The organism is Streptomyces cyanogenus (assembly GCF_017526105.1).
GTDB lineage: Bacteria > Actinomycetota > Actinomycetes > Streptomycetales > Streptomycetaceae > Streptomyces > Streptomyces cyanogenus.
In genome coordinates this window covers 2906431-2929406 of the sequence record NZ_CP071839.1, presented here as the reverse complement: position 1 = coordinate 2929406, position 22976 = coordinate 2906431, and the positions used below count along the sequence as shown (strand labels likewise).

The window sequence follows — 22976 nt, the reverse complement described above, 5'->3', positions numbered from 1 at the left end:
CCGTTTACGGGCGGCGCCGGACGCGCAGGACCACCAGGGAAGCACCACCAGGGGAGGACAAGCATCATGGGCGTCACACTCGCCAAGGGGGGCAATGTCTCCCTCTCCAAGGCCGCACCGAACCTCACCAACGTCATGATCGGACTCGGCTGGGACGCCCGGTCCACCACCGGCGCCCCCTTCGACCTGGACGCCAGCGCCCTGCTGTGCGGCGCCGGGAACCGGGTCATGGGTGACGAGTGGTTCGTCTTCTACAACCAGCTCAAGAGCCCCGACGGCTCCGTGGAGCACACCGGTGACAACCTCACCGGTGAGGGTGAGGGCGACGACGAGTCGATCCTGGTCGACCTCGCCAAGGTGCCCCCGCAGTGCGAGAAGATCATCTTCCCGGTGTCCATCCACATGGCGGACGAGCGCGGCCAGACCTTCGGCCAGGTCTCCAACGCCTTCATCCGCGTCGTCAACCAGGCCGACGGCCAGGAACTGGCGCGCTACGACCTGAGCGAGGACGCCTCCACCGAGACCGCGATGATCTTCGGTGAGCTCTACCGGTATCAGGGCGAGTGGAAGTTCCGTGCGGTCGGTCAGGGGTACGCGTCGGGCCTCCGAGGCATCGCTCTAGACTTCGGAGTCAACGTTTCGTAAAACTCGGTACGACTCCGGGGAGATCCTCCCCCAGACTCCGTCTGGGAGGTGCCCCCCACACACGATGGGGTAGCCAGTGCTTTTGAAAACCTTCGGCTGGTCGTTCGCGGTCACCGCGCTCGGCCTGGTCGCGGCGGCGTTCTACGGGGGGTGGACCGCCTTCGGCATCGTGGCGATCCTCGCCATCCTGGAGATCTCGCTGTCCTTCGACAACGCGGTCGTGAACGCCGGGATCCTGAAGAAGATGAACGCCTTCTGGCAGAAGATCTTCCTCACGGTCGGCGTCCTCATCGCGGTCTTCGGCATGCGGCTGGTGTTCCCCGTCGTCATCGTCGCGATCAGCGCCAAGATGGGCCCGATCGAAGCGGTCGACCTCGCGCTCAACAACAAGGACCGCTACCAGCAGCTGGTCACCGACGCCCACCCGGCGATCGCCGCCTTCGGTGGCATGTTCCTGCTGATGATCTTCCTCGACTTCATCTTCGAGGACCGGGACATCCAGTGGCTGCGCTGGATCGAGCGGCCGCTGGCCAAGCTGGGCAAGGTCGACATGCTGTCGGTCTGCATCGCCCTGATCGCCCTGCTGATCACGTCCTTCACCTTCGCCACCCACGCCCACCAGCACGGCGGCGCCCACGTGGACAAGGCGCAGACGGTCCTGATCGCCGGGATCGCCGGCCTGATCACCTACATGGTCGTCGGCGGTCTCTCCGGCTACTTCGAGGACAAGCTGGAGGAAGAGGAGGAGCGCGAGCACGAGGAGGAGGAAGAGGCCGCCCGCAGCGGCAAGCAGAAGCCCGCGATCGTGCTGGCCGGCCAGGCCGCGTTCTTCATGTTCCTCTACCTGGAGGTCCTGGACGCGTCCTTCTCCTTCGACGGCGTGATCGGCGCCTTCGCCATCACCAACGACATCGTCCTGATGGCCCTCGGCCTCGGCATCGGCGCCATGTACGTCCGGTCGCTCACGGTCTACCTGGTCCGCCAGGGCACCCTCGACGACTACGTCTACCTGGAGCACGGCGCCCACTACGCCATCGGCGCCCTCGCCGTGATCCTCCTGGTCACCATCCAGTACGAGATCAACGAGGTCGTCACCGGTCTCGTCGGCGTCGTCCTGATCGCCTGGTCCTTCTTCTCCTCCGTCCGCCGCAACCGCGCCCTGGCCGCGGCGGGGGAGGAGGGCACCGACGAGAAGGCCGAGGTGTCCTCCGGGGTGTGACGGCCCGGACGGTGAGGAACGCTCTGAGCGGGGCGGCCGACACGGTCGGCCGCCCCGTCGGCGTCACAACAGGTACCTGGGGGCGGGAATGGGTTTCTTCGACGGACTGCTGGGCGGGCGCGCCGCCGACTTCGACTCGGGCAACGCGTCGACCAACGCCATCGAACTGACCAGGCGGCACCAGACGGTGTCCCTCACCAAGCAGGAAGCCGCCACCGGCCACCTGCGCGTGAACCTCTCCTGGCGGATGCGGACCTCCGACTTCGACGGAACCCAGCGCACCAGCCTGTTCCGGCACCCCTTCAGGGCCCTGAAGCCGCCGGAGATCCTCGGCCACGGCCAGAGCATGGTCAACGTCGACCTCGACCTCGGCTGCCTGTACGAGCTGGCGGACGGCACCAAGGGGGTCGTACAGCCCCTCGGCGGCTACCTCGGCGACGTCAACGCGCCGCCGTACATCAAACTCAGCGGAGACGACCGGTTCGGCTCGGCGTCCGGCGAGACGATGTACGTCAACCTCGACCACCGCGACGCCCTGAAGCGGCTGCTGGTCTTCGTCTACATCTACGACCAGACCCCCGCCTTCGACCGTACCCACGCCGTCGTCACCCTCTACCCGAGCAACGGCCCGCGCATCGAGATAGGCCTCGACGAACGCCATCCGCAGGCCCGCTCCTGCGCCGTCGTCATGATCGAGAACGTCAAGGGCGAACTGGTCGTCCGCCGCGAGGTCAAGTTCGTTTACGGCTTCCAGGGCGAACTCGACCGCCTCTACGGCTGGGGCCTCCAGTGGGGCAGGGGCTACAAGACGAAGGCGGACCTGTGAGGCGCGGGGGCGCGGGGAACCGCGTGATCAGCCGGCCACATCCCGCACCCGCCGTACCACCCGGTCCCCCGCCCCCTCGGGTGCCTACCGCCCGATGAACTGCGGTCCCTGCGGCGGCAGCCGGAAGTACGCGTCCCCCATCGCGGCCGCCGGCACCTGCATCGACTGCGGATAGCCGTAGGCGGGCGGCTGGGCCGGCACCGAAGCCGTCGGCGGCTCCGGCGGCGTCCGCTGCTCCGGAGGCGACGGCAGCTCCGGAGGCAAGGGCCGGGACGACGTGGGCTCGGCCTCGGGCTCGGCCCCCTCCGACTCGTCCACCGAGATACCGAAGTCCGTGGCGAGCCCCTTCAGCCCGTTCGAATAGCCCTCGCCCAGCGCCCGGAACTTCCAGCCCTCCCCGCGCCGGTACAGCTCACCGCAGATCAGCGCCGTCTCCGCGCCGGTCTCCGGCTTGATCTCGAACCGGGCCAGCGGCTCCCCGTCGGCGACCGCCGCGTCGTACAGCAGGATGCACAGCGCCGGCACCCGGTCGAAGGCGATCCCGTCCGCGGAGGCGACCAGCAGGATCCGGCCGACCCCCGGCTCCACACCGGAAAGGTCCGTCTGGATCGCGTCGGTCAGTCCCTCGGCGATCCGCTTCTTGCCGAGCCGCCAGACCTTCCCGGAGGGGTGCCGGGGCTGGTTGTAGAAGACGAAGTCCTCGTCGGAGCGCACGCGGCCGTCTGGGCCCAGCAGCAGCGCCGACACGTCCACGTCCGGGACGCCCTGCCCCGGCGTCCAGCGCAGCACGGCGCGCACCGTGGTGGCCTCCAGCGGGACGTTCGACCCCTTCAGCATCGCGTGCGTCATGCGGTCATCCTGCCCTCTCGGTCCTGGTCACGACAATGCGGGGGGCGATGCCGCCGACATGGGCGGGTAACCGGAAATTCATGCCCCGCAGGGAACCCACGACATGGATCCCTACGTACTATTACCGGCCACCCTTTACCCAACCCAAAGACTTGACTCGCACCCCGAGGGAGTCCTATGCGTCATTTCGGGCACATCGCCCCCGAGGTGCGGCAGCGCCTCTTCCATCAGGAGCCGTGCGCGTTCACCGCCGACTCCCCGGCCCGGCTGCTCTCCGCGGCCCTGGGCGCCACGCTGTACAGCCCGGCCACCCGGCCCCGGCTCGCCGACGACATCGTCAAGCAGGCAGGCAGCGGCGTGGTCTCGATGGTGCTGTGCCTGGAGGACTCCATCGACGACGCGGACGTCGGGGCCGGCGAGGACAACCTCGTCCGGCAGTTCGCCGATCTCGCCGCCCGGCCCGGGGCGGAGCCGCCCCTGCTGTTCATTCGGGTCCGCACCCCCGAGCAGATACCGGACCTGGTCCACCGCCTGGGCCCGTCCGTGCGCCTGCTGTCCGGATTCGTGCTGCCCAAGTTCACCGAGGAACGCGGCATCCCCTTCCTGGAAGCCCTCACCACCACCGAGAGGGCCTGCGGTCGGCGGCTTTTCGCCATGCCCGTCCTGGAGTCCCCCGAGCTGCTCTACCGCGAGTCGCGGGTGGAGACCCTGGAGGGCATCTTCCGCGCGGTCGACAAGTACCGCGACCGGGTACTGGCCCTCCGCCTCGGCGTGACCGACTTCTGCTCCTCCTACGGCCTGCGCCGCGCCCCCGACATGACGGCGTACGACGTCCAGGTCGTCGCCTCCGTGATCGCCGACGTCGTGAACATGCTCGGCCGCGCCGACGGCACCGGCTTCACCGTCACCGGCCCGGTCTGGGAGTACTTCCGCGCACCCGAACGCATGTTCAAGCCGCAGCTCCGGCAGAGCCCCTTCCTCCAGATGCAGGCCGTCGAACTGCGCGAGAAGCTGATCGAACACGCCATGGACGGACTGCTCCGGGAGATCTCCCTCGACCAGGCCAACGGTCTGCTCGGCAAGACCTGCATCCACCCCTCCCACGTCCTGCCCGTGCACGCGCTCTCCGTGGTCAGCCACGAGGAGTTCAGCGACGCCCAGGACATCCTGCGGCCGGAACGCGGCGGCGGGGGTGTACTCCGGTCGGCCTACACGAACAAGATGAACGAAGTGAAACCGCACCGAGCCTGGGCGGAGCGGACCCTCCTGCGCGCCGAGGTGTTCGGCGTCGCCAACGAGGACGTCGGCTTCGTGGAACTGCTCGCCGCCGGCATACCCGGCTGAACCTTTCGCCACCTCTCCAAGGAACGCATGAACAACGCAGTGAACGACGGGGTCTGGTCCGGCAGCTGGGTCGCCGAGCGGCTCGGGGTCGGACTCGTGGGCGACGACGCGCTGCCGGGGCTGCTCGGGCTCGCCCTGCGGCGCAACCCCAAGCGGGCCCACCTGCTGGTCTCGAACGTCCTCGGCAAGCACGTGCCGCAGTCGCCGGCCGTGGTCTACGACCACGGGCTCCAGCTGGGCCGGCGGGTCGCCGCGCTGCTCGGCGAGGAGGCGGAAGCCGCGGTCGTCCTCGGGTATGCGGAGACCGCGACGGGGCTGGGGCACGCGGTGGCCGACGGGATCGGTGCGGTGCCGTATCTGCACTCCACCCGGCGGCCGGTCCCCGGGGTCGCCCCGGCGGGCGGCTTCGAGGAGTCGCACTCCCACGCGACGTCGCACTTGCTGCTTCCCGAGGATCCCGGGCTGCTGGCCGGTCGAGGGCCTCTCGTCCTGGTGGACGACGAGTTCTCCACCGGTAACACCGTGCTGAACACCATCCGCGATCTGCACGAGCGGTATCCGCGCGAGCGGTACGTGGTGGTGGCCCTGGTCGACATGCGGTCGGCGGAGGACGCCGGCCGGCTGGAGCGGTTCGCGCAGGAGATCGGGGCGAGGGTGGAGCTCGTCGCCGCCGCGTCCGGGACCGTGCGGCTGCCGGAGGGGGTGCTGGAGAAGGGGCAGCGACTGGTCGCGGAACGCGAGTCCGCCGGGTGCGGTGCCGTGGTGGCCCCTGGCGGGGCGCCGCAGCCGGGTTCCGTCACCAGGGTCGGCCTGCGCTGGCCCACCGGTCTCCCCGACGGCGGCCGGCACGGTTTCACCCCCGCCCACCGCGTCCGCCTCGAAGCGGCCCTTCCCGCCATGGCCGGCCGCATACGCGACGCCCTCCCCGCCGGCGCCCGGCGTGTCCTCGTCCTCGGCTTCGAGGAGCTGATGTACGCCCCGCTGCGGCTCGCCCGCGAGCTGGAGCAGGGAGTGGACGCCGAGGTGCGGTTCTCCACCACCACCCGCTCGCCGGTGCTCGCGGTGGACGACCCCGGTTACGCGATCCGCACCCGCCTGGTCTTCCCCGCCCACGACGACCCGGCCGACGGCCCCGGCGAGCGGTACGCGTACAACGTGGCCGGCGCCGGCTTCGACGCCGTCGTCGCCGTGGTCGACTCCGCCGCCGACACCCCCGCCCTGCACGCGCCCGACGGCCTGCTCGCCCGCCTCGCCGCGCACGTCCCGCACGTCCTGCTCGCGGTCGTACCGTCGTACGTCCCGCACGCTCCCGAAAGGCCGGTCATGCTGCCCGAGCCCCTCCGTGGCCCCGCATTCTCCTCGTACGCGCCGGAGGAGGTCGGCTGGCTGCTCCAGGACCTGTCCGACGTGACCCTGGAGGCGCCGACGGAGGAGCGGGAGGAGGCCATCCAGAGCGGCGGCGCGCACTACGCCGAGTCGCTGCCGGTGGAGTACCAGCCCAGCGAGCAGTACCAGGAGCTGTTCCACGCGGCGCTCGACGCGTCGGCCGCCCGGCTCGCGCAGGCCGTCGGCGTCGTCACCGAGACGGTCATCACCGAGCGGTCGCCCCGTCCGGTGCTGGTCTCCCTGGCCCGCGCCGGCACCCCGGTCGGCATCCTGATGCGCCGCTGGGCGCAGTTCCGGCACGGCCTGGAGCTTCCGCACTACGCCGTGTCGATCGTGCGCGGCCGGGGCATCGACGCGAACGCCCTGCGCTGGCTCGCCGACCGGCACGACCCCCGGGACGTCGTCTTCGTCGACGGCTGGACCGGCAAGGGCGCGATCACCCGCGAACTCGCCGAGGCCGTCGAGGAGTTCGAGGCCGCCGAGGGCGTCACCGGGTTCGACCCGGAGATCGCCGTGCTCGCCGACCCCGGGTCCTGCGTGCGCACCTACGGCACCCGCGAGGACTTCCTCATCCCCTCCGCCTGCCTCAACTCGACCGTCTCCGGCCTGATCTCGCGTACGGTCCTGCGCGCCGACCTGGTCGGCCCGCACGACTTCCACGGCGCCAAGTTCTACCGGGAACTCGCCGGCGCGGACGTCTCCGTGGCCTTCCTCGACGCCGTCTCCGCCCGCTTCCCGGAGGTCGGCGACGCCGTCGACAGCGCGGTGAAGGAGCTGCTGGCCGCGGACCGCACCCCGACCTGGGCGGGCTGGCGGGCGGTCGAGCGGATCAGCGAGGAGTACGGCATCCACGACGTCAACCTGGTCAAGCCGGGCGTCGGCGAGACCACCCGGGTGCTGCTGCGCCGGGTGCCGTGGAAGATCCTGGCCCGCGCGGGGGCGGGCGCCGACCTGGACCATGTGCGGCTGCTCGCCGGGCAGCGCGGGGTGCCGGTCGAGGAGGTCGGCGACCTGCCGTACACCTGCGTCGGCCTGATCCACCCCAAGTACACGCCGGGCGCCACGGGCGCCGACGGCAGGGCGGTGAACGTCTGATGCCGGTGCTGGTGGCGAGCGACCTCGACCGTACGCTGATCTACTCCTCGGCGGCCCTCGCGCTGACCATGCCCGACGCGCGGGCGCCCCGGCTGCTGTGCGTGGAGGTGCACGAGGCCAAGCCGCTGTCCTACATGACGGAGACCGCGGCACGGTTGCTGACCGACCTCGGGGACGCGGCCGTGTTCGTGCCGACGACGACCCGGACGCGCAAGCAGTACCAGCGCATCAACCTGCCGGGTCCGCCGCCGGCGTACGCGATCTGCGCCAACGGCGGGCATCTGCTGGTCGACGGGGTCACCGACGCCGACTGGCACGCGCGCGTCCAGGCGCGGCTCGCCGACGAGTGCGCGCCGCTGACCGAGGTGAGCGAGCATCTGCTGCGGTCCGCCGACCCGGTCTGGGTGCGCAAGCACCGGATCGCCGAGGATCTGTTCGCCTACCTGGTGGTGGAGCGCGAGCTGCTGCCCGGGGACTGGGTGAAGGAGCTGGCGGTGTGGGCGGAGAACCGGGGCTGGACGGTGTCCCTCCAGGGCCGCAAGATCTACGCCGTACCGAAGCCGCTCACCAAGAGCGCGGCCGTCCGCGAGGTCGCCCGGCGCTCCGGCGCGGAGCTGACACTGGCCGCCGGCGACTCCCTGCTCGACGCCGACCTGCTGCTGGCCGCGGACCGCGGCTGGCGCCCGGGCCACGGCGAACTGGCCGACAGCGACTGGTCCGCGCCGGGCATCGCCGCGCTGCCGGAGCGCGGGGTGCTGGCGGGGGAGCGGATCGTGCGGGAGTTCCTGGAGGCGGCGCGGGGGTCGACGACCGTGGGGCGAGGGGCGTAGGCCGGCGGCTGCCGGGCGACGGGCGCCGGCCGACCGCCGTGGGTGAACACCCGCACGCCGGCACCCGTAGATCAACACGTGCAGACCCCGCTCCGTGCAGATAGGTCCCGTGCGGGCCGGCCCCGTGCAGATCCGGCCCCGCTCAGCCGCAGCACCCTCCGCCGCAGCACCCGCCGCCCCCGCCCTGGGGCGCGGGCGCCGGGGCGGAGCCGCGCGACACGCCTCCCATGGCCACCGTCGACAGGAGCTTCACCGTGTCGTCGTGGCCCGCGGGGCAGCTCGCCGGGGCGGCGGACTCCGCCATCGGACGGTTCAGTTCGAAGGTGTCGCCGCAGGTCCGGCAGCGGTACTCATAGCGAGGCATGGCCCCAGGTTAACCGTCAAGGCCCCGCCGGGGACGTCTCAATGTTTCATGAGTGTTGCTTTCTATCCGGCATATGTGCAGGGCATTCGAAAACGTTACTGATAATTTGTGAACGCCGTTGCGAGGATGCTCAGCTCACCCGCGCGAGCAAGACCTAGTGCGGAGGGAGACGCAGGCGTGACCGATGCGTCGCAGGGGGAGGACGGCCCCATGGGGGGTGGCCGGGGCGAGAAGCCGTCGCGCGCCGACGAGACCTTGCACCTGAGAGTCGACGCCCTCAGGGCGGACGAGACCGTGCAGCTGCGCGTCCCGCCACCACCGGAGCCACCCGCTCCGGGCGGCGGCCGGGCCGAGCGCCGGCGCAGCGCGCGCTCCGCCGGGCGGGAGCAGACCGTGAGCGCGGCCGCGCAGGCGGTCGGCCGCGTGCTGAGCCCGCTGGCCCCGTACGCGCGCCGCGTGGCCCCGTACGCACGGCGTCTGAAGCCGGTCTACCCGCGCCCCGGCCGCGTCGGCTGGCGCCGCTGGATACCCTCCTGGCGCCAGTGGGTCGGCGCCACCCTGACCTCGTTCGGTCTGCTGAGCGCGTTCCTCGTCACCGCGTACGCCATGACGGACATACCGGACAACCTCAACTCGTACGCCACCCAGCAGGACAACGTCTACTTCTGGTCCGACGGCACGCCCATGGCCCGGACCGGCTGGGTGCAGCGGCAGGCGATGCCGCTGAAGGACATACCCGAGGACGTCCGCTGGGCGGTGCTCGCCGCCGAGAACGAGAGTTTCTACTCGGACCCGGGCATATCGGCCAAGGGCATCACCCGCGCGGTGTTCCGCACGCTGGGCCAGGGGGACACCGAGGGCGGATCGACCATAACCCAGCAATACGTGAAAAACGTTTACCTGACGCAGAACCAGACGGTCAGCCGCAAGTTCACCGAGGCGATGATCGCCCTCAAGCTCGACAACAAGATGAGCAAGGACCAGATCCTGGAGGGCTATCTCAACACCAGCTGGTTCGGCCGCGGCAGCTACGGCATCCAGCGCGCCGCCCAGGCCTACTACGGCAAGGACGTCGGCAAGCTCAACGCCTCCGAGGCGGCCATGCTCGCCGGACTCCTCAAGGGCGCCGGCCTGTACGACCCCACGCTCGGCAAGGCCAACCACGCGCGGGCCGTCGAGCGCTGGTCCTGGATCCTCGACCGCATGGTCAAGATCGGCAAGCTGTCGCCGCAGGAACGGGCCGAGTACACCCGGTTCCCCGAGCCGCTCAAGAGCAACCCGCTGTACAACACCGGTGCGCAGAGCGACTACCTGGTGGAGCTGGCCTCGCAGTACGCCAAGAAGGCCGGACACCTGACGGACAAGCAGTTCGACCTGGGCGGATACCAGATCTACACGACCTTCGACCGCAAGCGGGAGAAGGCGCTCACCGACGCCGTCACCAAGGCCCGCAAGCAGGCCAGGCAGGACGACCCGGCGACCGCGAAGGACGGCCACTACGGCGCCGCCTCGGTGGCACCCGACGGCCGGATCCTCGCCGTCTACGGCGGCCCCGACCACCGCAAGCAGGGCTACAACGAGTCCAACGCGACCACCGTCCCGGCCGGCACCGCGTTCACGCCGTTCGTCTACGCCGCCGGACTCGAACACGGTGTGCACAAGACGCGCGGCGGACCCGCCACCCCCGTCACCCCGGACAGCGTCTACAACGGCGACGACGGCGTGCCCGTCACCACGCCCGAGGGGCCGTACTGGGACCGCAGCGGCAAGAAGGTCTCCGCGCACAACGACGGCGGCAGGTCCTACGGGCAGATCACGCTGCGCGAGGCGCTCGCGAAGTCGGTGAACACCCCGTTCATGCAGCTCGGCATGGACACCGGCCTGGAGACGGTGCGCCAGACCGCCGAGGCGTCCGGACTGCTGTCCTCCAGCATCGGCCCCCAGGTGCCCGCCCTGTCCATGGGGAACTCCACGCCCAGCGCGATCCGGATGGCCAGCGGCTACGCCACCTTCGCCGCCGGCGGCACCCACACCGAGCCGTACTCGGTGCGCCGGATCACCCGCAACGGATCCCCGGTCCCGCTGGCCACCCCGCACCCCAAGCGCGCGATCGGCGGGACGGTGGCCGAGCAGGTCACCGAGGCGCTCACCGACTCCTTCCGCACCGCCCATCCCGAGGCGGCCGGCCGGCCGGGGGTGTCCGGGAAGGCCGGCACCACCGAGAAGGACACCGCCGCCTGGTACGTCGGCACGGCCGACTCCGTGTCCACCGCGATCGTCGTCTACCGGATCGACCTGGCCAAGTCCCTGGAGCCACTGCCGCTCAAGGGCCTGGCCGGCACGTCCGCCCACAGCGTCCCGTATGCCCTCTGGTCGGCAGCGTCGGGCATCGGCTGAGCCGGTCCCGTGCACCCTTCCCTCCCGCAGAATGAGCCGCGCATGTCCCGCAAGATGTCGTCCTCAGGCCGCCGTCGAGCCTCCCGCCGCCGCAGTGCGCCCCGTGCCACCCGGCCGCAGGTCCTGACGCTGGCCGCCCTCCTCGTCGTGGCCTCGCTGGTGGCCGGGTTCCTGGCGCTGTCCGGCACGGACGGCAGCGGCACCCCGGCCGCCGCGGCGCGCAAGAAGCCCACGACCGCGCCGAAGGCCAGCCCGACCCCGGAATGGGACGGCAGGACCAAGGTCCTCGGTGACGGCTCCACCTCCTACACCGGGCCGCAGAAGGGCCAGCTGAAGGCGGTGCCGCTCAAGCCCGGTGAGAAGCCGCCCCAGTTCGTGGTCTTCTCCTGGGACGGCGCGCTGGAGGGCAGCGACCACCTGTTCTCGCACTACCGCGAGCTGGCCGAGCAGTACAACGCCCACATGACCTTCTTCCTCACCGGCATCTACCTGTTGCCCAAGAGCAAGAAGGCGCTGTACCACGGCCCCATGCACTCCCCGGGCGACGCGGCGATCGACTACGCCACCGACGACCACATCCGCACCACCGTGGAGCAGCTGGGCAAGGCCTACGAGGACGGCAACGAGATCGGCACCCACTTCAACGGCCACTTCTGCGGGGCCAAGGGCGGCGGCGACTGGAGCGTGAAGGAGTGAAAGAGCGAGATCGACCAGTTCTTCTCCTTCGTGGAGCGCTGGAAGACCAACACCGGCTTCAAGGACCTCCCGCCGCTGCCCTTCGACTTCAAGAAGGAGGTCGCCGGCGGCCGGGCGCCCTGCCTGGAGGGCCAGCCGAACCTGCTGAAGGCCATCAAGGACTACGGCTGGCGCTACGACGCCAGTTCGCCGGGCGACTTCCAGATATGGCCGTCGAAGAAGAACGGCATATGGGACTTCCCGCTGCAGATGCTGCCGTACGAGAGCGGCAAGTACCAGGGCCTGTCCATGGACTTCAACTTCCTCTACAACCAGTCCGACGGTGAGACCCAGGGCGACCCGGCCAAGTTCCCGCAGTGGGAGCAGCAGACCGTCGACTCCTACATGGCCGGCTTCAACCGTGTCTACTACGGCAGCCGCGCCCCGCTGTTCATCGGCAACCACTTCGAGGACTGGAACGGCGGCATCTACATGAAGTCCATCGACCAGGTGGTCAAGAACGTCTGCACCAAGAAGGGCGTCAAGTGCGTGTCCTTCAAGGAACTGGCCGACTGGCTCGACGCGCAGAAGCCGCAGACCCTGGCCGCCCTGCGCACCCTCGACCCCGCCCAGTCGCCGGACTGGTCCGCGGTCGTCAAGTGACAAGTACGCGCTGGGGATTCCACTTGTGCAACCCCCTTCACAACCGCCACACCCGTCGTGGCAAGATGCCCTCGCCCGGTAGGTGTACCGGCGTAGAGGGGAACATCATTGAAATCTAGAAGACTGAGCCGTGGCCGGCGCCGTACGGCCATAGTGACCGCCGCGGCCGCCTCCGTGGTCGCGGGCGTGGCCCTGGTGCCCAACTGGAGCGCGGGCGCGGCCGTGACCGACGACCCGACGGTGGACGCGGCCACCAAGGCGACCTTCCAGCGGCTGGCCGACGCGGTGTTCACCGACCGCACCCAGGCCCTCGTGGAGGGTGCCGGCACGGCCGACACCCGGCACGCGTCCGGCTTCTCCGGATCCGTGCGCCTGTCCGGCGGGCAGACCCGCGAGGAGAAGTCCGCACTGGACACGCTGCGCGACCGCCGCAGCCGGCTCGCCCGGCTGGGCGAGACCTACCGCGGGGGCAGCACCAAGGTCACGCTCGACGCCACCGAGGTGAAGGGCCGGCGCGCCAAGGTCGCCGTCACCGAGACCACGACGCTGGCCTACGACAAGGCTCCCGCCAAGGGCCCGAAGTCCACCGGCTTCCAGGCCCACCACGAGCTGACCTTCCAGGCCGACCGCCACGGCACCTGGCAGCTCACCGGCATCCGGGACACCGACGACGGCTACCTCGCGGTGAACCAGGTCGCCAAGCCCGCCGTCACCTCGGTGAAGACCACCGGCGAGGACGACGGCCCGCCCTCGGCGACCCGCTCGGCCACCACCTGGCCCGCACCGGCCAACGCGAAGAACTTCTCCGCGACCGGCTACGACTACAAGGCCATGGTCGCGTACGCGCAGAAGTACTGGAACAACTACAACCCGGACTACCCGGACTTCAACGGGCACGGCGCCGGCGGTGACTGCACCAACTTCGTCAGCCAGGCCCTGAAGGCGGGCGGCTGGAAGCACGTACCCGGCTACACGTACGACTTCCACAAGTGGTTCGGCAACTCGGAGATCCAGTCGGACTCCTTCGTGGGTGTCAACGAGTTCTCCTGGTTCGCCCTGTCCTCCAAGCGGGCCACCAGCCTCGCCAACGTCTACCAGCTGGACCTCGGCGACGTGCTGCAGATGGACTTCAACCGGGACGGGTCCAAGGACCACTCGATGATCGTCACCTACCGGGACCGCCGGGGCCTGCCGTACGTGAGCTACCACTCGACCAACACCTTCAACAGGTCGGTGGCCAGCCTCGTCGCCTCGTACCCGACCGCGGCGTTCTACGCCTACAGGACCTGACCCGGTCCCGGCTGCCGCGGGCCCTGCCGCCCCTGCACCTCCCGCTGTTCCCGCCGCGCAGGCTGCTCCGGCCGCGTGCGCTGCTCCTGCGGGGAGGCCTCGGGGTGGCGGGCCCGCCAGTACGGGTTGTCGTGCGGCAGGGCATGGCCGACCCGGCCGTACATGCCGAACGTCATCAGCAACAGGCCCACGATGAAGCTGAACAAAACGTTCTGGATCTTGAAGGCCAGGAAGTTGTAGTCGGTGTCCAGCAGGCCGAGGAACAGGAAGCCGTTCAGCAGGAACAGCACGCCGAGGACCATGTTCAGGGTCGACGCTACGTTCCCGCCGATCACCATGCCGGCCAGCAGCACCGCGCCGATGCAGATCGACAGCACACTCAGCGCGCCGTTGCTGTTCAGCCCGGTGACCGTGTCACCGCCGATGCTGAAGAAGCCGATGTGGTTGACCAGGCCCAGAATGCCGAAGACGACCAGGAAGGCACCGATCAGCCCCGCGCCGATCCGATAGACCAGGTTGAGCCGGTGGTCGACGGGCAGGTGGTCGTCCAGCCGGATCCGCCGCCGGTCGTTCCTCGAGTGCACTGCGTGTGTGGCCATGTCCGCCTCCTCGGGCGCTAGCGGAGGCCATCCGTCCTCTTAATATCCGCTGCCCCGCACAGCCCGGCAACACGCCCGTCGGTGTCCGGCGCCCGTCAGTGTCCGGCGCCGCGCTCCTCGCGGATCTGCGCCACCACCCGCGCCACGGCCCGCCGCACCCCTTCCGTCTCGGTCAGGAAGTGCCAGTAGTCCGGGTGCCGCCCCTCCAGCGTCCCGATCGCCCGCTCCAGCCGGGCCACCGCGTCGTCCAGCGGCCCGGCGTGCCGCGGATCGGGGGTCGTACGCCCCGTCATGGCCAGCCGCTGGGCGTCCCGGATCGCGAACCGGGTCCGCTCGATCTCCGCCTGCGGATCCTTCTGCACCGCGTTCAGCCTGTTCAGCCGGTCACCCGCAGCCGACACCGCCTCGTCGGTCGCGTTCAGCAGCGCCCGGACCGTGGACAGCAGCGAGGTCGCGTCCGCCCAGCGCTGGGCGTCCCGCGCCGCCTGCGCCTCGCGGAGCTTCAGCTCGGCCTGCCGCACGTTCTCCGCGGCCTGCCCGGGCACCTGCTGCAGGTCCTGCCAGCAGGCGGCGGCGAACCGGCGGCGCAGCTCGCTCAGTACCGGCTCCACCTGCCCGGCCCGCGTGGTCAGCGCCTCGGCCCGGGTACGCAGGCTGACCAGCCGGTGATCGATCTCCGCCGCCCGCTCCGGCAGCCGCTCGGCCTCGGCCCTGATCGCCCCGGCCTCCCGCTGCACCCGCTCGGCCCGCTCCAGCGTCGCCTGCACCCCGTGCCGGCCGGCACCCTGGTTCAGCCTGGTCAGCTCCGGCGACAGGGCCGCCAGCCGCGCGGCCAGCTCGTCGGCCCGCAGCCTCTTCTCCCGTACGGCGTCCAGGGCGTTGCTCGCGGCCAGCAGCGACTGCCGGGCCCGCTCCACGGCGGGCGCCAGCCGGGCCAGCTGCGTCTCCGCCTTGCCCAGCAGCGGCCCGAGCGAGTCGCCGAACCGGTCCAGCTCCTGCCGGACCCCCACCAACTCGTCCTTGGCCGCGGTCAGCTCCGCCCGCGCCCGGGCGGCGGTGCCGGCCTCCAGACCGTCCCGGTCCAGGTCGTGGGCGTCGACGGCCTGGATGTACCGCCGGCTGACCTCGTCGATCCGGCGGCCGAGCGCCTCGAAGTCGGAGACGGCACGCCGGGCGGCGGGGGAGTCGTCCACCGCCGCGATGGTCTCGACCGAGATCCGCAGATCCCGCTGCGCGGTGTCGAGTTCGTAGAACGCGGTCGCCGCCGCGTCCTTGGCGGCCTGCGCGTCGGCCCGCTGGCTCTCGGCCCGGCCGCCGAACCAGCGCCGGGTGCCGCCGCCGGCGAACGCGGCGGGCAGCGCGAGGGCGGCCAGCACGGGCAGCCCCATCAGGACCAGGGCGTCCCGCAGCGGCGCGAGCCCACGCCGGACCCGGGCGGCGGACGACGGCGGGTACGGTTGTGTCGCTGGCGTGCCCGGTGTCGCCGTCACATCCCTCTCCCGTGCCGTGGTCCGCGCTGGGTGGTGCCATTCTCCCACCCGTGGAAGACGAACACACGGGCCGGTCAGTTCGCTGTACGACCGTGACTTTCCGCCCGCGGGCAGCGCAGACCTCGGTCCCCGCGGGCGCCGGGCGCTCTCCGGTTTGCAGCACAGCCGCCCGGGCAAGGTACGCTGTCGGCCTGCCCCGGGTGCGTAGCGCTGGGGCAACGGGTGCGTAGCTCAGGGGTAGAGCGCCTGCCTTACAAGCAGGATGTCGGCGGTTCGAAACCGTCCGCGCCCACCGAACCGGCCCCTCGGAGATGTCTCCGAGGGGCTTTTCCGTGTCTTACTCCTGCTCCTTCTGTTCGTGGGCGTGCTTCAGGAGGGTGCGGGCCTCCACGCGGTCCGCTGCCGCGAGCTCGGCCCAGAAGCGGTGGGTGCTGACGAACACCGCGAGTTCGTGTTCGCGCCGCCGCAGCTTCTCCACCTCGGCCTGCTCGTCCTCCGTCCAGCCCGGGGACGCGGGCCGCTCCACCTTGCGCCAGCCGGTGTCGTCACTGAATCCGTCCATCGGCTCGACCGACCAGGGCAGCCGCTTGAGCAGGGCCGACAGCTCGGCCCGGACCTGATGCAGCTCCTCCTGACCGGCGAGGAGGTCACTGGGGAATTCATAGGTCGTAGCCACGGGGCAATGCTACGCCTGTTCGATTTTGGGGTGCGAGGGTGGACGGCCGCTCCGGGCGGGGGTTCAGCCGAACGAGTGGCCGCCCGCCCGCAGCTCCCGCACCAGCCGTTCCGTCACCGGAACCGCCACCCCGTGCCGCACGGCCGCGCGCAGCAACGCCCCGCCGATCGCGTCCAGTTCGAGCGGACGGCCCGCCTCGGCGTCCCGTTGCATGGAGGACCTGGTGGCGGGCGGGAAGGTGTCGTACCGGGCCAGGGCCCGGGCCGGGTCCGCGGGGGCGCCGCAGGCGCGGCTGACCGCGGCGGTCTCGGCGACCAGCGCCTCCAGCTCGTCCCGGTGCCGGGTGCGGGCCGTGCCGAGGGGGACGCCGTACCGCGTGGTGAGCAGGGCGAAGGGGGCGAGGAAGGCCATCTTGGCCCACAGGGCCGCCGTCTCGTCCCCGGCCACGCGGGCGGTCGCACCGGAGGCGGAGAGGTGACCGGCCAGCGCGTCGAGACGGGCGCGCGGTACGGCGTCCCCGGCCAGGTCGATCTCGGTGAACGGGCTGCCGTGTTCGATCACGCCCGGGGCGGTCCGGGTGGACTCCACGCGGATCACCGCCGGGGCCACCCGGTCGGGGCGGTAGCGGGCGCGGAGGGTCGCGGGGTGTTCGATGCCGTTCAGGAGCGGGACGAGCAGCGCGTCGCCGAGGACGGCGGGCGGGACCCGGGTGAGGGCGGCGTCGAGCGCGGTGTGCTTCACGGTGACCAGACAGACGTCCACCGGTTCGCGCAGCTCGGTGTCCGCGTCGACGGCCGCCGTGAAGTCGCCGAACTGCCGGCTGCCCACCGTGATGCCGGTGCGGCGCAGGGTGTCGGCCGTGGCCTCGCCGGCCAGGCAGATCACACGGTGACCGGAGCGGGAGAGCAGGGCGGCGAGCAGGCCGCCGGTGCCGCCGGGGCCGAGGACGGCCACGGTGAGCGGGTGCGTCATGGAGTTGTTCCCTTCGGTGGTCGGCCCCGGGTGCCGGTGGCCGCCTAGGCAGTGATCATCGCAGCGAACGGTGCGGCGCGCGAGACTGGGCGCATGTGCCGAAGCATCAAGACGCTGCGCCCGCCCGTGCTGCCCGGTGAGGCCACGGACGAGGACATCCACGCGGCCGCGTTGCAGTACGTACGCAAGGTCTCGGGGTTCCGCGCCCCGGCCGCCCACAACCGCGAGGTCTTCGACCGGGCGGTGGCCGCGGTGGCCGAGGCCACGGCGGAACTCCTCGGGGGACTGGAGGTGCGGGGGCGGTCGGCCGGACGGGAGGGGTAGGGCCGGGGGCGTGCCCGGGGGGCGCGGGGCTGTGCGCCTCCGCTGACGGGCAACTCCGCTCACACGTACGGGCGTTGGCCCTCACGGGTGGCTCCGTGTCGCCCGAGGGTCGCCGGGCGCCCCGTACCGGGCATTTCTTCTTCCAGCGGGTGACCGTGGCCGGATGTTGAACTTGCAAGCATTGATTAGGTTCCCCTAACCTGGGTCTCCCGTTCGGTGCCGCCGCCCCCACGACCGGCCTGCTCAGTCCCCGGCCGGCCGGCCCGACCGAAACCGAAGAGGAGAACCCCCACATGTCCGCACGTCTCGACTCCGCTCAGCCCTACGTCATCGGGCTCTTCCGCATCGTCCTCGGCCTGCTCTTCGCCGTGCACGGCGCCGCCTCCCTGTTCGGCGTCCTCGGCGGCGCCGCCGGTACCGGCGGCGGCACGATCGCGGCCGGCACCTGGCCCGGCTGGTACGCGGCCGTGATCCAGCTCGTCGCCGGCGGCCTGGTGCTGCTCGGCCTCGGCACCCGCGGTGCCGCGCTGATCGCCTCCGGCTCGATGGCGTACGCCTACTTCGACGTCCACCAGCAGGCGGCCCTGTGGCCCATCCAGAACGGCGGCGAGCTGTCCGTGCTGTTCTGCTGGGGCTTCTTCCTGCTGGTCTTCACCGGCTCCGGCGCCTTCGGCGTGGACCGGCTCCTCGGCCGGCGCACCGCGGCGGACGGCGAGCCCGCGGCGGACCGGAGCCCGCTGGCGGCCTGACCTGTCCGTCGGTACGCGGGAGCGGGTCGCCGCCGTGTGAGCCCTCCGTGATCGCCCCGCGAACCCCCCGCGATCCTCCTGTCACACCCGCCGCGTACGCTGTACGGCTGTCAACGGGGGAGTGACAGGAGTCGTGGTGTTGGAGAGCGTGGGGTTGCCGGCGGCCGGACCATGGATCTATGCCGTGGTGGCCCTGTCGGTGCTGTTCGACGTGTTCCTGCCGGTGCTCCCGAGCGGTGTCCTCGTCATCACGGCCGCCACGGCGGCGGCTGCGGGCTCCGGCGCGGCGGCGGGCCGGGTCCCGCACGAGGTGCCGGACATCCTGGCCCTGATCCTGTGCGCCGCGACCGCCTCCGTCCTCGGCGACCTGGTCGCCTACCGGCTGGCCTGGCGCGGCGGGGCACGCCTGGACCGGGCGATAGCCCGCTCCCGGCGCCTCACCACCGCACAGGCACGTCTCGGCGAGGCCCTCGCCCGGGGCGGGGGCGCGCTGGTCGTCCTCGCCCGCTTCGCCCCCGCCGGCCGCTCGATCGTCTCCTTCTGCGCGGGCGCCGCCCACCGCCGCGCCCGCGACTTCGTGCCCTGGTCGGCCCTGGCCGGCCTGTCCTGGGCCGGCTACAGCGTCGCCCTCGGCTACTACGGCGCCCAGTGGCTCGGTGCCACCTGGCTGGCCGCGGGTGTCTCCGTGGCCGCCCTGTTCGGCGCGGGAGCGGCGGCGGGCTTCCTGGTGCGCCGCCGCCCGGTCTCCTGAGCGCCCCGAGGGGGCGCGGGAGGCCGCGCTACCGGCCACGACGGACCGGCAGCCGCGGTACGGCCGGAAGCCCCCTGGTGCGACCGGGAAACTCAGCAGCCGGCCAGGTAGTTGGTCAGCGCGCTCTTCTCGGCCGAGTCCACCGACAGGTTGTAGTAGTACTTCACCTGCACCCACGCCCGCACGTACGTGCACCGGTACGCCGACCGCGACGGCATCCACGTCGCCGGGTCCTGGTCCCCCTTGGCCTGGTTGACGTCGTCGGTCACGGCGATCAGCTGCGGCCGGGTCAGATCGTTGGCGAACGCCTGCCGCTGCGCGGTGGTCCACTTGCTCGCGCCGGAGTCCCAGGCCTCGGCCAGCGGCACGAGGTGGTCGATGTCGAGGTCGGCCGCGGCGGTCCAGGTGGCGCCGTCGTACGGGGAGTACCAGCTCCCGCTGGTCGCGGCGCAGGAGGAGTCGGTCACGACGTTCGTACCGTCCCGCTTGAGGACCGTCTCGCGGGTGTTGCAGGCGCCGCTGACGGTGATCCAGTGCGGGAAGAGGTCACGGCTGTAGCCGGTGCGGTTCTCGGTGGCCACGGTGAGCTGGGAGAGGTAGCTGCGGGCGGTGGCGGCGCTGACCGGCGTGGGGAGGGCGGCGGAGGCGCTCGGGGAGTTGAACAGGGCGACGGAGGCTATCAGGCCGGTGAGGGCCGCGAGTATGCTCGTCCGTCGACGCGCGTAGAACCTGGACATGCGTGAACTCCCTTGTGGGGTTGGGGTGTTGGACCGCGAGCGAGAGAATGTTCGCGGTTCCGTCTTGCCGGGGGGTGAGCGCTCGGTAAGAAGTTAGTGACGTGTGCATGTCACGACAAGCTTGACTGCGGAACTTTCACATCCCGTACGATGGGGAGCGCAGAAGGGGAGTAGCTCTTCGCCGGACCGTCGACACACTGCTCAGCGAGCCTGAGCCGGCGCCCGGAGGCGGACCGCCTCGTTCCATCGAGGTCCGCCAGCGAGACCTTCGGCAAGCAGTGCACGCCCGTGCCCTCCCGGTACGGGCGCCGAGTGCGCTGCCGTGCCGAGGTGTCATCGCGTGACGTACCGCACTCTCGGCGGGGCAGCCCGACCGATTGAGGAACCTTGATCAGCATCACCGTGACGGCGCTCGTCTTCGGCGTCATCTTCCTCGCCGAACTGCCGGACAAGACCGCGCTCGCCGGCCTCGTCCTCGGCACCCGCTACCGCGCCTCGTACGTCTTCGCGGGCGTCGCCGCCGCCTTCCTGCTGCACGTCGTGCTCGCCGTCGCGGCCGGCAGCGTGCTCACCCTGCTCCCGCGGCAGATCGTGCACGCCCTCACCGGCGTCCTCTTCCTCGGCGGCGCCGCGATGCTGCTGCTGAAGAAGGACGAGGGCGACGAGGAGGTCAAGAAGCCCGCCGACCAGTCCTTCTGGAAGGTCGCCGGTACGGGCTTCACGCTCATCCTGGTCGCCGAGTTCGGTGACCTCACCCAGATCATGACCGCCAACCTGGCCGCCCGTTACGACGACCCGGTCTCCGTCGGCCTCGGTGCGGTGCTGGGCCTGTGGGCCGTCGCCGGACTCGGCATCGTCGGCGGAAAGGCCCTGATGAGGCGGGTGCCGCTGCGGCTGATCACGCAGATCGCGGCGCTGCTGATGCTGGCGCTCGGCGTGTGGAGCCTGTGGGAGGCCGTGAGCGGCTGAGCCGGACGCCGGATGAATGCCCGCCGGGGGTGATGGCGGGACCACGCCATGTTTTGTACCGTGGAGGAACAAAGTGGCTCCCGCCCGTTTTCCCTGACCGGCGGGCGGGGCCGCCTTGTCCCTGCCCGCACAGGGCCTGTTTCCCTCCTGGAGCTGCCGATGCCGGCCACCGCCACGCCCACCGTCCTCACCGCCCGCGCCCTCCTGCTCGACATGGACGGCACCCTCGTCAACTCGGACGCCGTGGTCGAGCGCATCTGGCGGCGCTGGGCCGAGCGGCACGGGCTGGACGGCGACGAGGTGATGAAGGTCGTGCACGGGCGGCAGGGCCACGCCTCCATGGCCGTGCTGCTGCCCGACCGGCCCGTGGAGGAGAACCTCGCCGACAACGCCCGCATGCTCGCCGAGGAGACCGCCGACACCGACGGCGTCGTCGAGGTCCCCGGTGCCGGCGCCTTTCTCGCCGCGCTGGAGAGGCTCCCGCACGCGCTGGTGACCTCCGCCGACGTCGCCCTGTCCACCGCCCGCATGCACGCCGCCGGGCTGCCGCTGCCGGCCGTGCGCGTCACCGCCGAGTCGGTCGGCGCGAGCAAGCCGGACCCCGAGGGCTTCCTCAAGGGCGCCGCCGAACTGGGTGTCGACCCCGCCGACTGTGTGGTCTTCGAGGACTCGGGGGCGGGGATCGCGGCGGGGCGCTCCGCTGGGATGACCGTGGTGGGAGTGGGGCCGCGAGCGGTTCCCCATGAGCCGGACGTGGTGGTGCGGGACCTCACCGAGGTGGCGGTCGAGGCCACGGCGGACGGTGTGATCCGGCTGCGGATCGGCTGACGCGGGTAGGGCAAGCCGGTTCGCCGGGTGTCGGCGCGCGGTGGCCGCTCGCGCCCGTGCCGCGCAGCCGCATGCAGACACGGCCCCACACCCCTTGGGCCGGTCCGGTGGGCGGCGTTGTCAGGGCGCTTGTGTTCGCGTGGGGGAGCCGTGTGTTCGTTGCGGTCTGGCGCCCTGGGGCGGTCTGGTGGGCGGCGTTGTCAGGGCGCTTGTGTTCGCGTGGGAGGGCCGTGTGTTCGTTGCGGTCCGGCGCCCTGGGGCGGTCCGGTGGGCGGCGTCGTGAGTGCTCGCACCCGCGCTGCCGGCTCGCTACGGCTTCGTCGTTTCGCCTTCCAGGCTCTTCCGCGTCGCCGGGCCGTACTCGCCCAGCACGTCGCCCATGATCCCCCGTGCCAGTTGGTAGTTGCGTACCGCGTCCTGCACGGTGCGGGTGAAGACGCCGTCGACCCGGTCGCCGTAGAGGTTCAGTTGGCGGAGTCGCTGCTGGAGTTCGGTGACCTGGGGGCCGGTGTCGCCGAGGCGCAGGACCGGAGCCACGGCGGGCGTGGCCCGTGGGGTGCCGGACACCGTCGTGGAGGGGGTTGGCGAGGTGGTGCGGGAGAGGGTGGGGGAGGGAGTGGCGGACGGCGACGGTGACGCCGGGGACGGGGTCGGCGTGGGCGTCGGCGAAGCGGAGGGCGCCGGCGGGACGGGTGCGGGCGGGGGCGGCGGGGTCTTCGCCGACGCGGGCGCCTGTGTGGGTGCCGTCGGGATGCGTTCCCTGATCTCCTGAGCCCCTCGGTCGCGGGCCGGAGCGTGGTAGGAGAACAGGGCGAACGCGGTGGCCGTGACGATCACCGTCCCCGCGCCCGCGGCGGCCGGCAGCAGGCGGGAGCGGCGCCGGGGCGGGGCGGGCTCGGGGGCGACGCCGGGAAGCGGTTCGGTCGGTGCTTCCGGTGGGGCGGGGCGGGACACCTCACCGCCGGTGTTCGCGAGCGGCGGTGCTGCAGGGCCCGGCGGTGCCGCGTCCGGGACCTCCACGTACGGCCGTATCCGCAGCGGATCGAAGTCCTCCGCCGCTGCCGCCTCGGCCGTGCGTGCCTCGCGCAGCGCCTCGGCGGCCCGCTCGGTGCAGTCGCACGACGGTGTGTTGTCCGCCCCCCTCGGAGCCCCGCACTCCGGGCACCTGGTGCCTTGTTCTCCCGTCACGCCTGATTCCCCTCCCCTCGGGAACTTCAGAGATTATGCGGATCCCCTCCACCTCCCCAGGACTCGACAGGCCATAAGTGGTGACACCCACCACGATGGAAGAGGTGCAC

General features: G+C 71.5%; 21 protein-coding genes, 1 tRNA gene and 1 pseudogene. 15 read left to right on the top strand and 8 right to left on the bottom strand.

Annotation, left to right across the window (positions count from 1 at the left end; genetic code table 11):
* Nucleotides 1-66 precede the first annotated feature (66 nt).
* From S1361_RS13165 to S1361_RS13155, 3 genes are all read left to right on the top strand, one after another.
* A complete protein-coding gene (locus S1361_RS13165) occupies nt 67-645 on the top strand; it encodes a TerD family protein (RefSeq protein ID WP_208032044.1) in 579 nt (192 codons plus the stop codon).
* A gap of 76 nt (nt 646-721) precedes the next feature.
* The gene (locus tag S1361_RS13160) at nt 722-1864 is read left to right on the top strand and encodes a DUF475 domain-containing protein (RefSeq protein WP_208032043.1); all 1143 of its coding nucleotides are present in this window, start codon (nt 722-724) and stop codon (nt 1862-1864) included.
* Nucleotides 1865-1952: 88 nt separating this feature from the next.
* A complete protein-coding gene (locus S1361_RS13155; protein WP_208032042.1) occupies nt 1953-2690 on the top strand; it encodes a TerD family protein in 738 nt (245 codons plus the stop codon).
* Between the two features lie 84 nt (nt 2691-2774).
* Here the strand turns inward: S1361_RS13155 and S1361_RS13150 are convergent, their stop codons facing one another.
* The gene (locus tag S1361_RS13150) at nt 2775-3539 is read right to left on the bottom strand and encodes a TerD family protein (protein WP_208032041.1); all 765 of its coding nucleotides are present in this window, start codon (nt 3537-3539) and stop codon (nt 2775-2777) included.
* Between the two features lie 177 nt (nt 3540-3716).
* On the opposite strand from S1361_RS13150, the gene S1361_RS13145 reads away from it, so the two are divergent.
* The 3 genes from S1361_RS13145 to S1361_RS13135 are packed head-to-tail and all read left to right on the top strand — an operon-like array spanning nt 3717 to nt 8194.
* Nucleotides 3717-4883, top strand: a complete 1167-nt coding sequence (locus tag S1361_RS13145) for an HpcH/HpaI aldolase/citrate lyase family protein (protein ID WP_208032040.1) — start codon at nt 3717-3719, stop codon at nt 4881-4883.
* Nucleotides 4884-4910: 27 nt separating this feature from the next.
* A complete protein-coding gene (locus tag S1361_RS13140; RefSeq protein ID WP_208032039.1) occupies nt 4911-7364 on the top strand; it encodes a phosphoribosyltransferase in 2454 nt (817 codons plus the stop codon).
* Nucleotides 7364-8194, top strand: coding sequence for an HAD family hydrolase (locus tag S1361_RS13135; protein ID WP_208032038.1), 831 nt, complete (start codon nt 7364-7366; stop codon nt 8192-8194). The genes S1361_RS13140 and S1361_RS13135 overlap by 1 nt, the downstream gene beginning before the upstream one ends.
* Before the next feature lie 142 nt (nt 8195-8336).
* Here S1361_RS13135 and S1361_RS13130 read toward each other — a convergent pair whose 3' ends face one another.
* Entirely contained in the window at nt 8337-8558 is a 222-nt protein-coding gene (locus tag S1361_RS13130) for an FmdB family zinc ribbon protein (RefSeq protein WP_208032037.1), read from the bottom strand.
* A gap of 210 nt (nt 8559-8768) precedes the next feature.
* On the opposite strand from S1361_RS13130, the gene S1361_RS13125 reads away from it, so the two are divergent.
* The 3 genes and pseudogenes from S1361_RS13125 (at nt 8769) to S1361_RS13115 (ending at nt 13583) form a co-directional block, all read left to right on the top strand.
* Entirely contained in the window at nt 8769-10955 is a 2187-nt protein-coding gene (locus tag S1361_RS13125; RefSeq protein WP_243769516.1) for a transglycosylase domain-containing protein, read from the top strand.
* 42 nt (nt 10956-10997) lie between these two features.
* Nucleotides 10998-12293: pseudogene (locus S1361_RS13120) on the top strand (polysaccharide deacetylase family protein).
* 186 nt (nt 12294-12479) lie between these two features.
* Nucleotides 12480-13583: an amidase domain-containing protein gene (locus S1361_RS13115; protein WP_243769515.1), complete on the top strand. Its 1104-nt coding sequence runs from the start codon at nt 12480-12482 to the stop codon at nt 13581-13583.
* Here S1361_RS13115 and S1361_RS13110 read toward each other — a convergent pair.
* Both S1361_RS13110 and S1361_RS13105 read right to left on the bottom strand, forming a co-directional pair.
* Nucleotides 13571-14182, bottom strand: coding sequence for a DUF4383 domain-containing protein (locus S1361_RS13110; RefSeq protein ID WP_208032035.1), 612 nt, complete (start codon nt 14180-14182; stop codon nt 13571-13573). The two genes, S1361_RS13115 and S1361_RS13110, sit on opposite strands and share 13 nt — an antisense overlap.
* 95 nt (nt 14183-14277) lie before the next feature.
* Nucleotides 14278-15672 carry a coiled-coil domain-containing protein gene (locus tag S1361_RS13105; protein ID WP_208032034.1) on the bottom strand — a complete coding sequence of 465 codons (1395 nt, stop codon included), beginning with the start codon at nt 15670-15672 and terminating at the stop codon, nt 14278-14280.
* 220 nt (nt 15673-15892) lie between these two features.
* Here S1361_RS13105 and S1361_RS13100 point away from each other — a divergent pair.
* A tRNA-Val gene (locus tag S1361_RS13100) sits at nt 15893-15964 on the top strand.
* Between the two features lie 45 nt (nt 15965-16009).
* Here the strand turns inward: S1361_RS13100 and S1361_RS13095 are convergent.
* A complete protein-coding gene (locus S1361_RS13095) occupies nt 16010-16348 on the bottom strand; it encodes a hypothetical protein (protein WP_208032033.1) in 339 nt (112 codons plus the stop codon).
* A 63-nt stretch (nt 16349-16411) separates the two neighbouring features.
* Complete coding sequence (locus S1361_RS13090; RefSeq protein ID WP_208032032.1) at nt 16412-17320, bottom strand: ketopantoate reductase family protein; 909 nt, start codon at nt 17318-17320, stop codon at nt 16412-16414.
* A gap of 93 nt (nt 17321-17413) precedes the next feature.
* On the opposite strand from S1361_RS13090, the gene S1361_RS13085 reads away from it, so the two are divergent.
* From S1361_RS13085 to S1361_RS13075, 3 genes are all read left to right on the top strand, one after another.
* The gene (locus S1361_RS13085) at nt 17414-17644 is read left to right on the top strand and encodes a DUF2277 domain-containing protein (protein WP_208032031.1); all 231 of its coding nucleotides are present in this window, start codon (nt 17414-17416) and stop codon (nt 17642-17644) included.
* Between the two features lie 293 nt (nt 17645-17937).
* The gene (locus tag S1361_RS13080) at nt 17938-18393 is read left to right on the top strand and encodes a DoxX family protein (protein ID WP_208032030.1); all 456 of its coding nucleotides are present in this window, start codon (nt 17938-17940) and stop codon (nt 18391-18393) included.
* 136 nt (nt 18394-18529) lie between these two features.
* The gene (locus tag S1361_RS13075; RefSeq protein WP_208032029.1) at nt 18530-19144 is read left to right on the top strand and encodes a DedA family protein; all 615 of its coding nucleotides are present in this window, start codon (nt 18530-18532) and stop codon (nt 19142-19144) included.
* 92 nt (nt 19145-19236) lie between these two features.
* On the opposite strand, the gene S1361_RS13070 is transcribed toward S1361_RS13075, so the two are convergent.
* On the bottom strand, nt 19237-19881 hold the full coding sequence (locus S1361_RS13070; RefSeq protein WP_208032028.1) for an HNH endonuclease family protein: 645 nt from the start codon (nt 19879-19881) through the stop codon (nt 19237-19239).
* 387 nt (nt 19882-20268) lie between these two features.
* Between S1361_RS13070 and S1361_RS13065 the strand changes: the two genes are divergently transcribed.
* Together S1361_RS13065 and S1361_RS13060 are read left to right on the top strand one after the other, a co-directional pair.
* The gene (locus tag S1361_RS13065) at nt 20269-20850 is read left to right on the top strand and encodes a TMEM165/GDT1 family protein (RefSeq protein ID WP_208032027.1); all 582 of its coding nucleotides are present in this window, start codon (nt 20269-20271) and stop codon (nt 20848-20850) included.
* A 159-nt stretch (nt 20851-21009) separates the two neighbouring features.
* Nucleotides 21010-21678, top strand: coding sequence for an HAD-IA family hydrolase (locus tag S1361_RS13060; protein WP_208032026.1), 669 nt, complete (start codon nt 21010-21012; stop codon nt 21676-21678).
* 309 nt (nt 21679-21987) lie between these two features.
* Here S1361_RS13060 and S1361_RS13055 read toward each other — a convergent pair whose 3' ends face one another.
* Nucleotides 21988-22866 carry a peptidoglycan-binding domain-containing protein gene (locus S1361_RS13055; protein WP_208032025.1) on the bottom strand — a complete coding sequence of 293 codons (879 nt, stop codon included), beginning with the start codon at nt 22864-22866 and terminating at the stop codon, nt 21988-21990.
* Nucleotides 22867-22976: the final 110 nt, after the last annotated feature.

Excerpts from the sequence above, each read along its gene's own strand:
- S1361_RS13165 (WP_208032044.1), top strand. The coding sequence starts at position 67 with ATGGGCGTCACACTCGCCAAGGGGGGCAATGTCTCCCTCTCCAAGGCC.
- S1361_RS13155 (WP_208032042.1), top strand. The coding sequence starts at position 1,953 with ATGGGTTTCTTCGACGGACTGCTGGGCGGGCGCGCCGCCGACTTCGAC.
- S1361_RS13150 (WP_208032041.1), bottom strand. The coding sequence starts at position 3,539 with ATGACGCACGCGATGCTGAAGGGGTCGAACGTCCCGCTGGAGGCCACC.
- S1361_RS13145 (WP_208032040.1), top strand. The coding sequence starts at position 3,717 with ATGCGTCATTTCGGGCACATCGCCCCCGAGGTGCGGCAGCGCCTCTTC.
- S1361_RS13140 (WP_208032039.1), top strand. The coding sequence starts at position 4,911 with ATGAACAACGCAGTGAACGACGGGGTCTGGTCCGGCAGCTGGGTCGCC.
- S1361_RS13135 (WP_208032038.1), top strand. The coding sequence starts at position 7,364 with ATGCCGGTGCTGGTGGCGAGCGACCTCGACCGTACGCTGATCTACTCC.
- S1361_RS13130 (WP_208032037.1), bottom strand. The coding sequence starts at position 8,558 with ATGCCTCGCTATGAGTACCGCTGCCGGACCTGCGGCGACACCTTCGAA.
- S1361_RS13125 (WP_243769516.1), top strand. The coding sequence starts at position 8,769 with ATGGGGGGTGGCCGGGGCGAGAAGCCGTCGCGCGCCGACGAGACCTTG.
- S1361_RS13110 (WP_208032035.1), bottom strand. The coding sequence starts at position 14,182 with ATGGCCACACACGCAGTGCACTCGAGGAACGACCGGCGGCGGATCCGG.
- S1361_RS13090 (WP_208032032.1), bottom strand. The coding sequence starts at position 17,320 with ATGACGCACCCGCTCACCGTGGCCGTCCTCGGCCCCGGCGGCACCGGC.
- S1361_RS13085 (WP_208032031.1), top strand. The coding sequence starts at position 17,414 with ATGTGCCGAAGCATCAAGACGCTGCGCCCGCCCGTGCTGCCCGGTGAG.
- S1361_RS13080 (WP_208032030.1), top strand. The coding sequence starts at position 17,938 with ATGTCCGCACGTCTCGACTCCGCTCAGCCCTACGTCATCGGGCTCTTC.
- S1361_RS13070 (WP_208032028.1), bottom strand. The coding sequence starts at position 19,881 with ATGTCCAGGTTCTACGCGCGTCGACGGACGAGCATACTCGCGGCCCTC.
- S1361_RS13060 (WP_208032026.1), top strand. The coding sequence starts at position 21,010 with ATGCCGGCCACCGCCACGCCCACCGTCCTCACCGCCCGCGCCCTCCTG.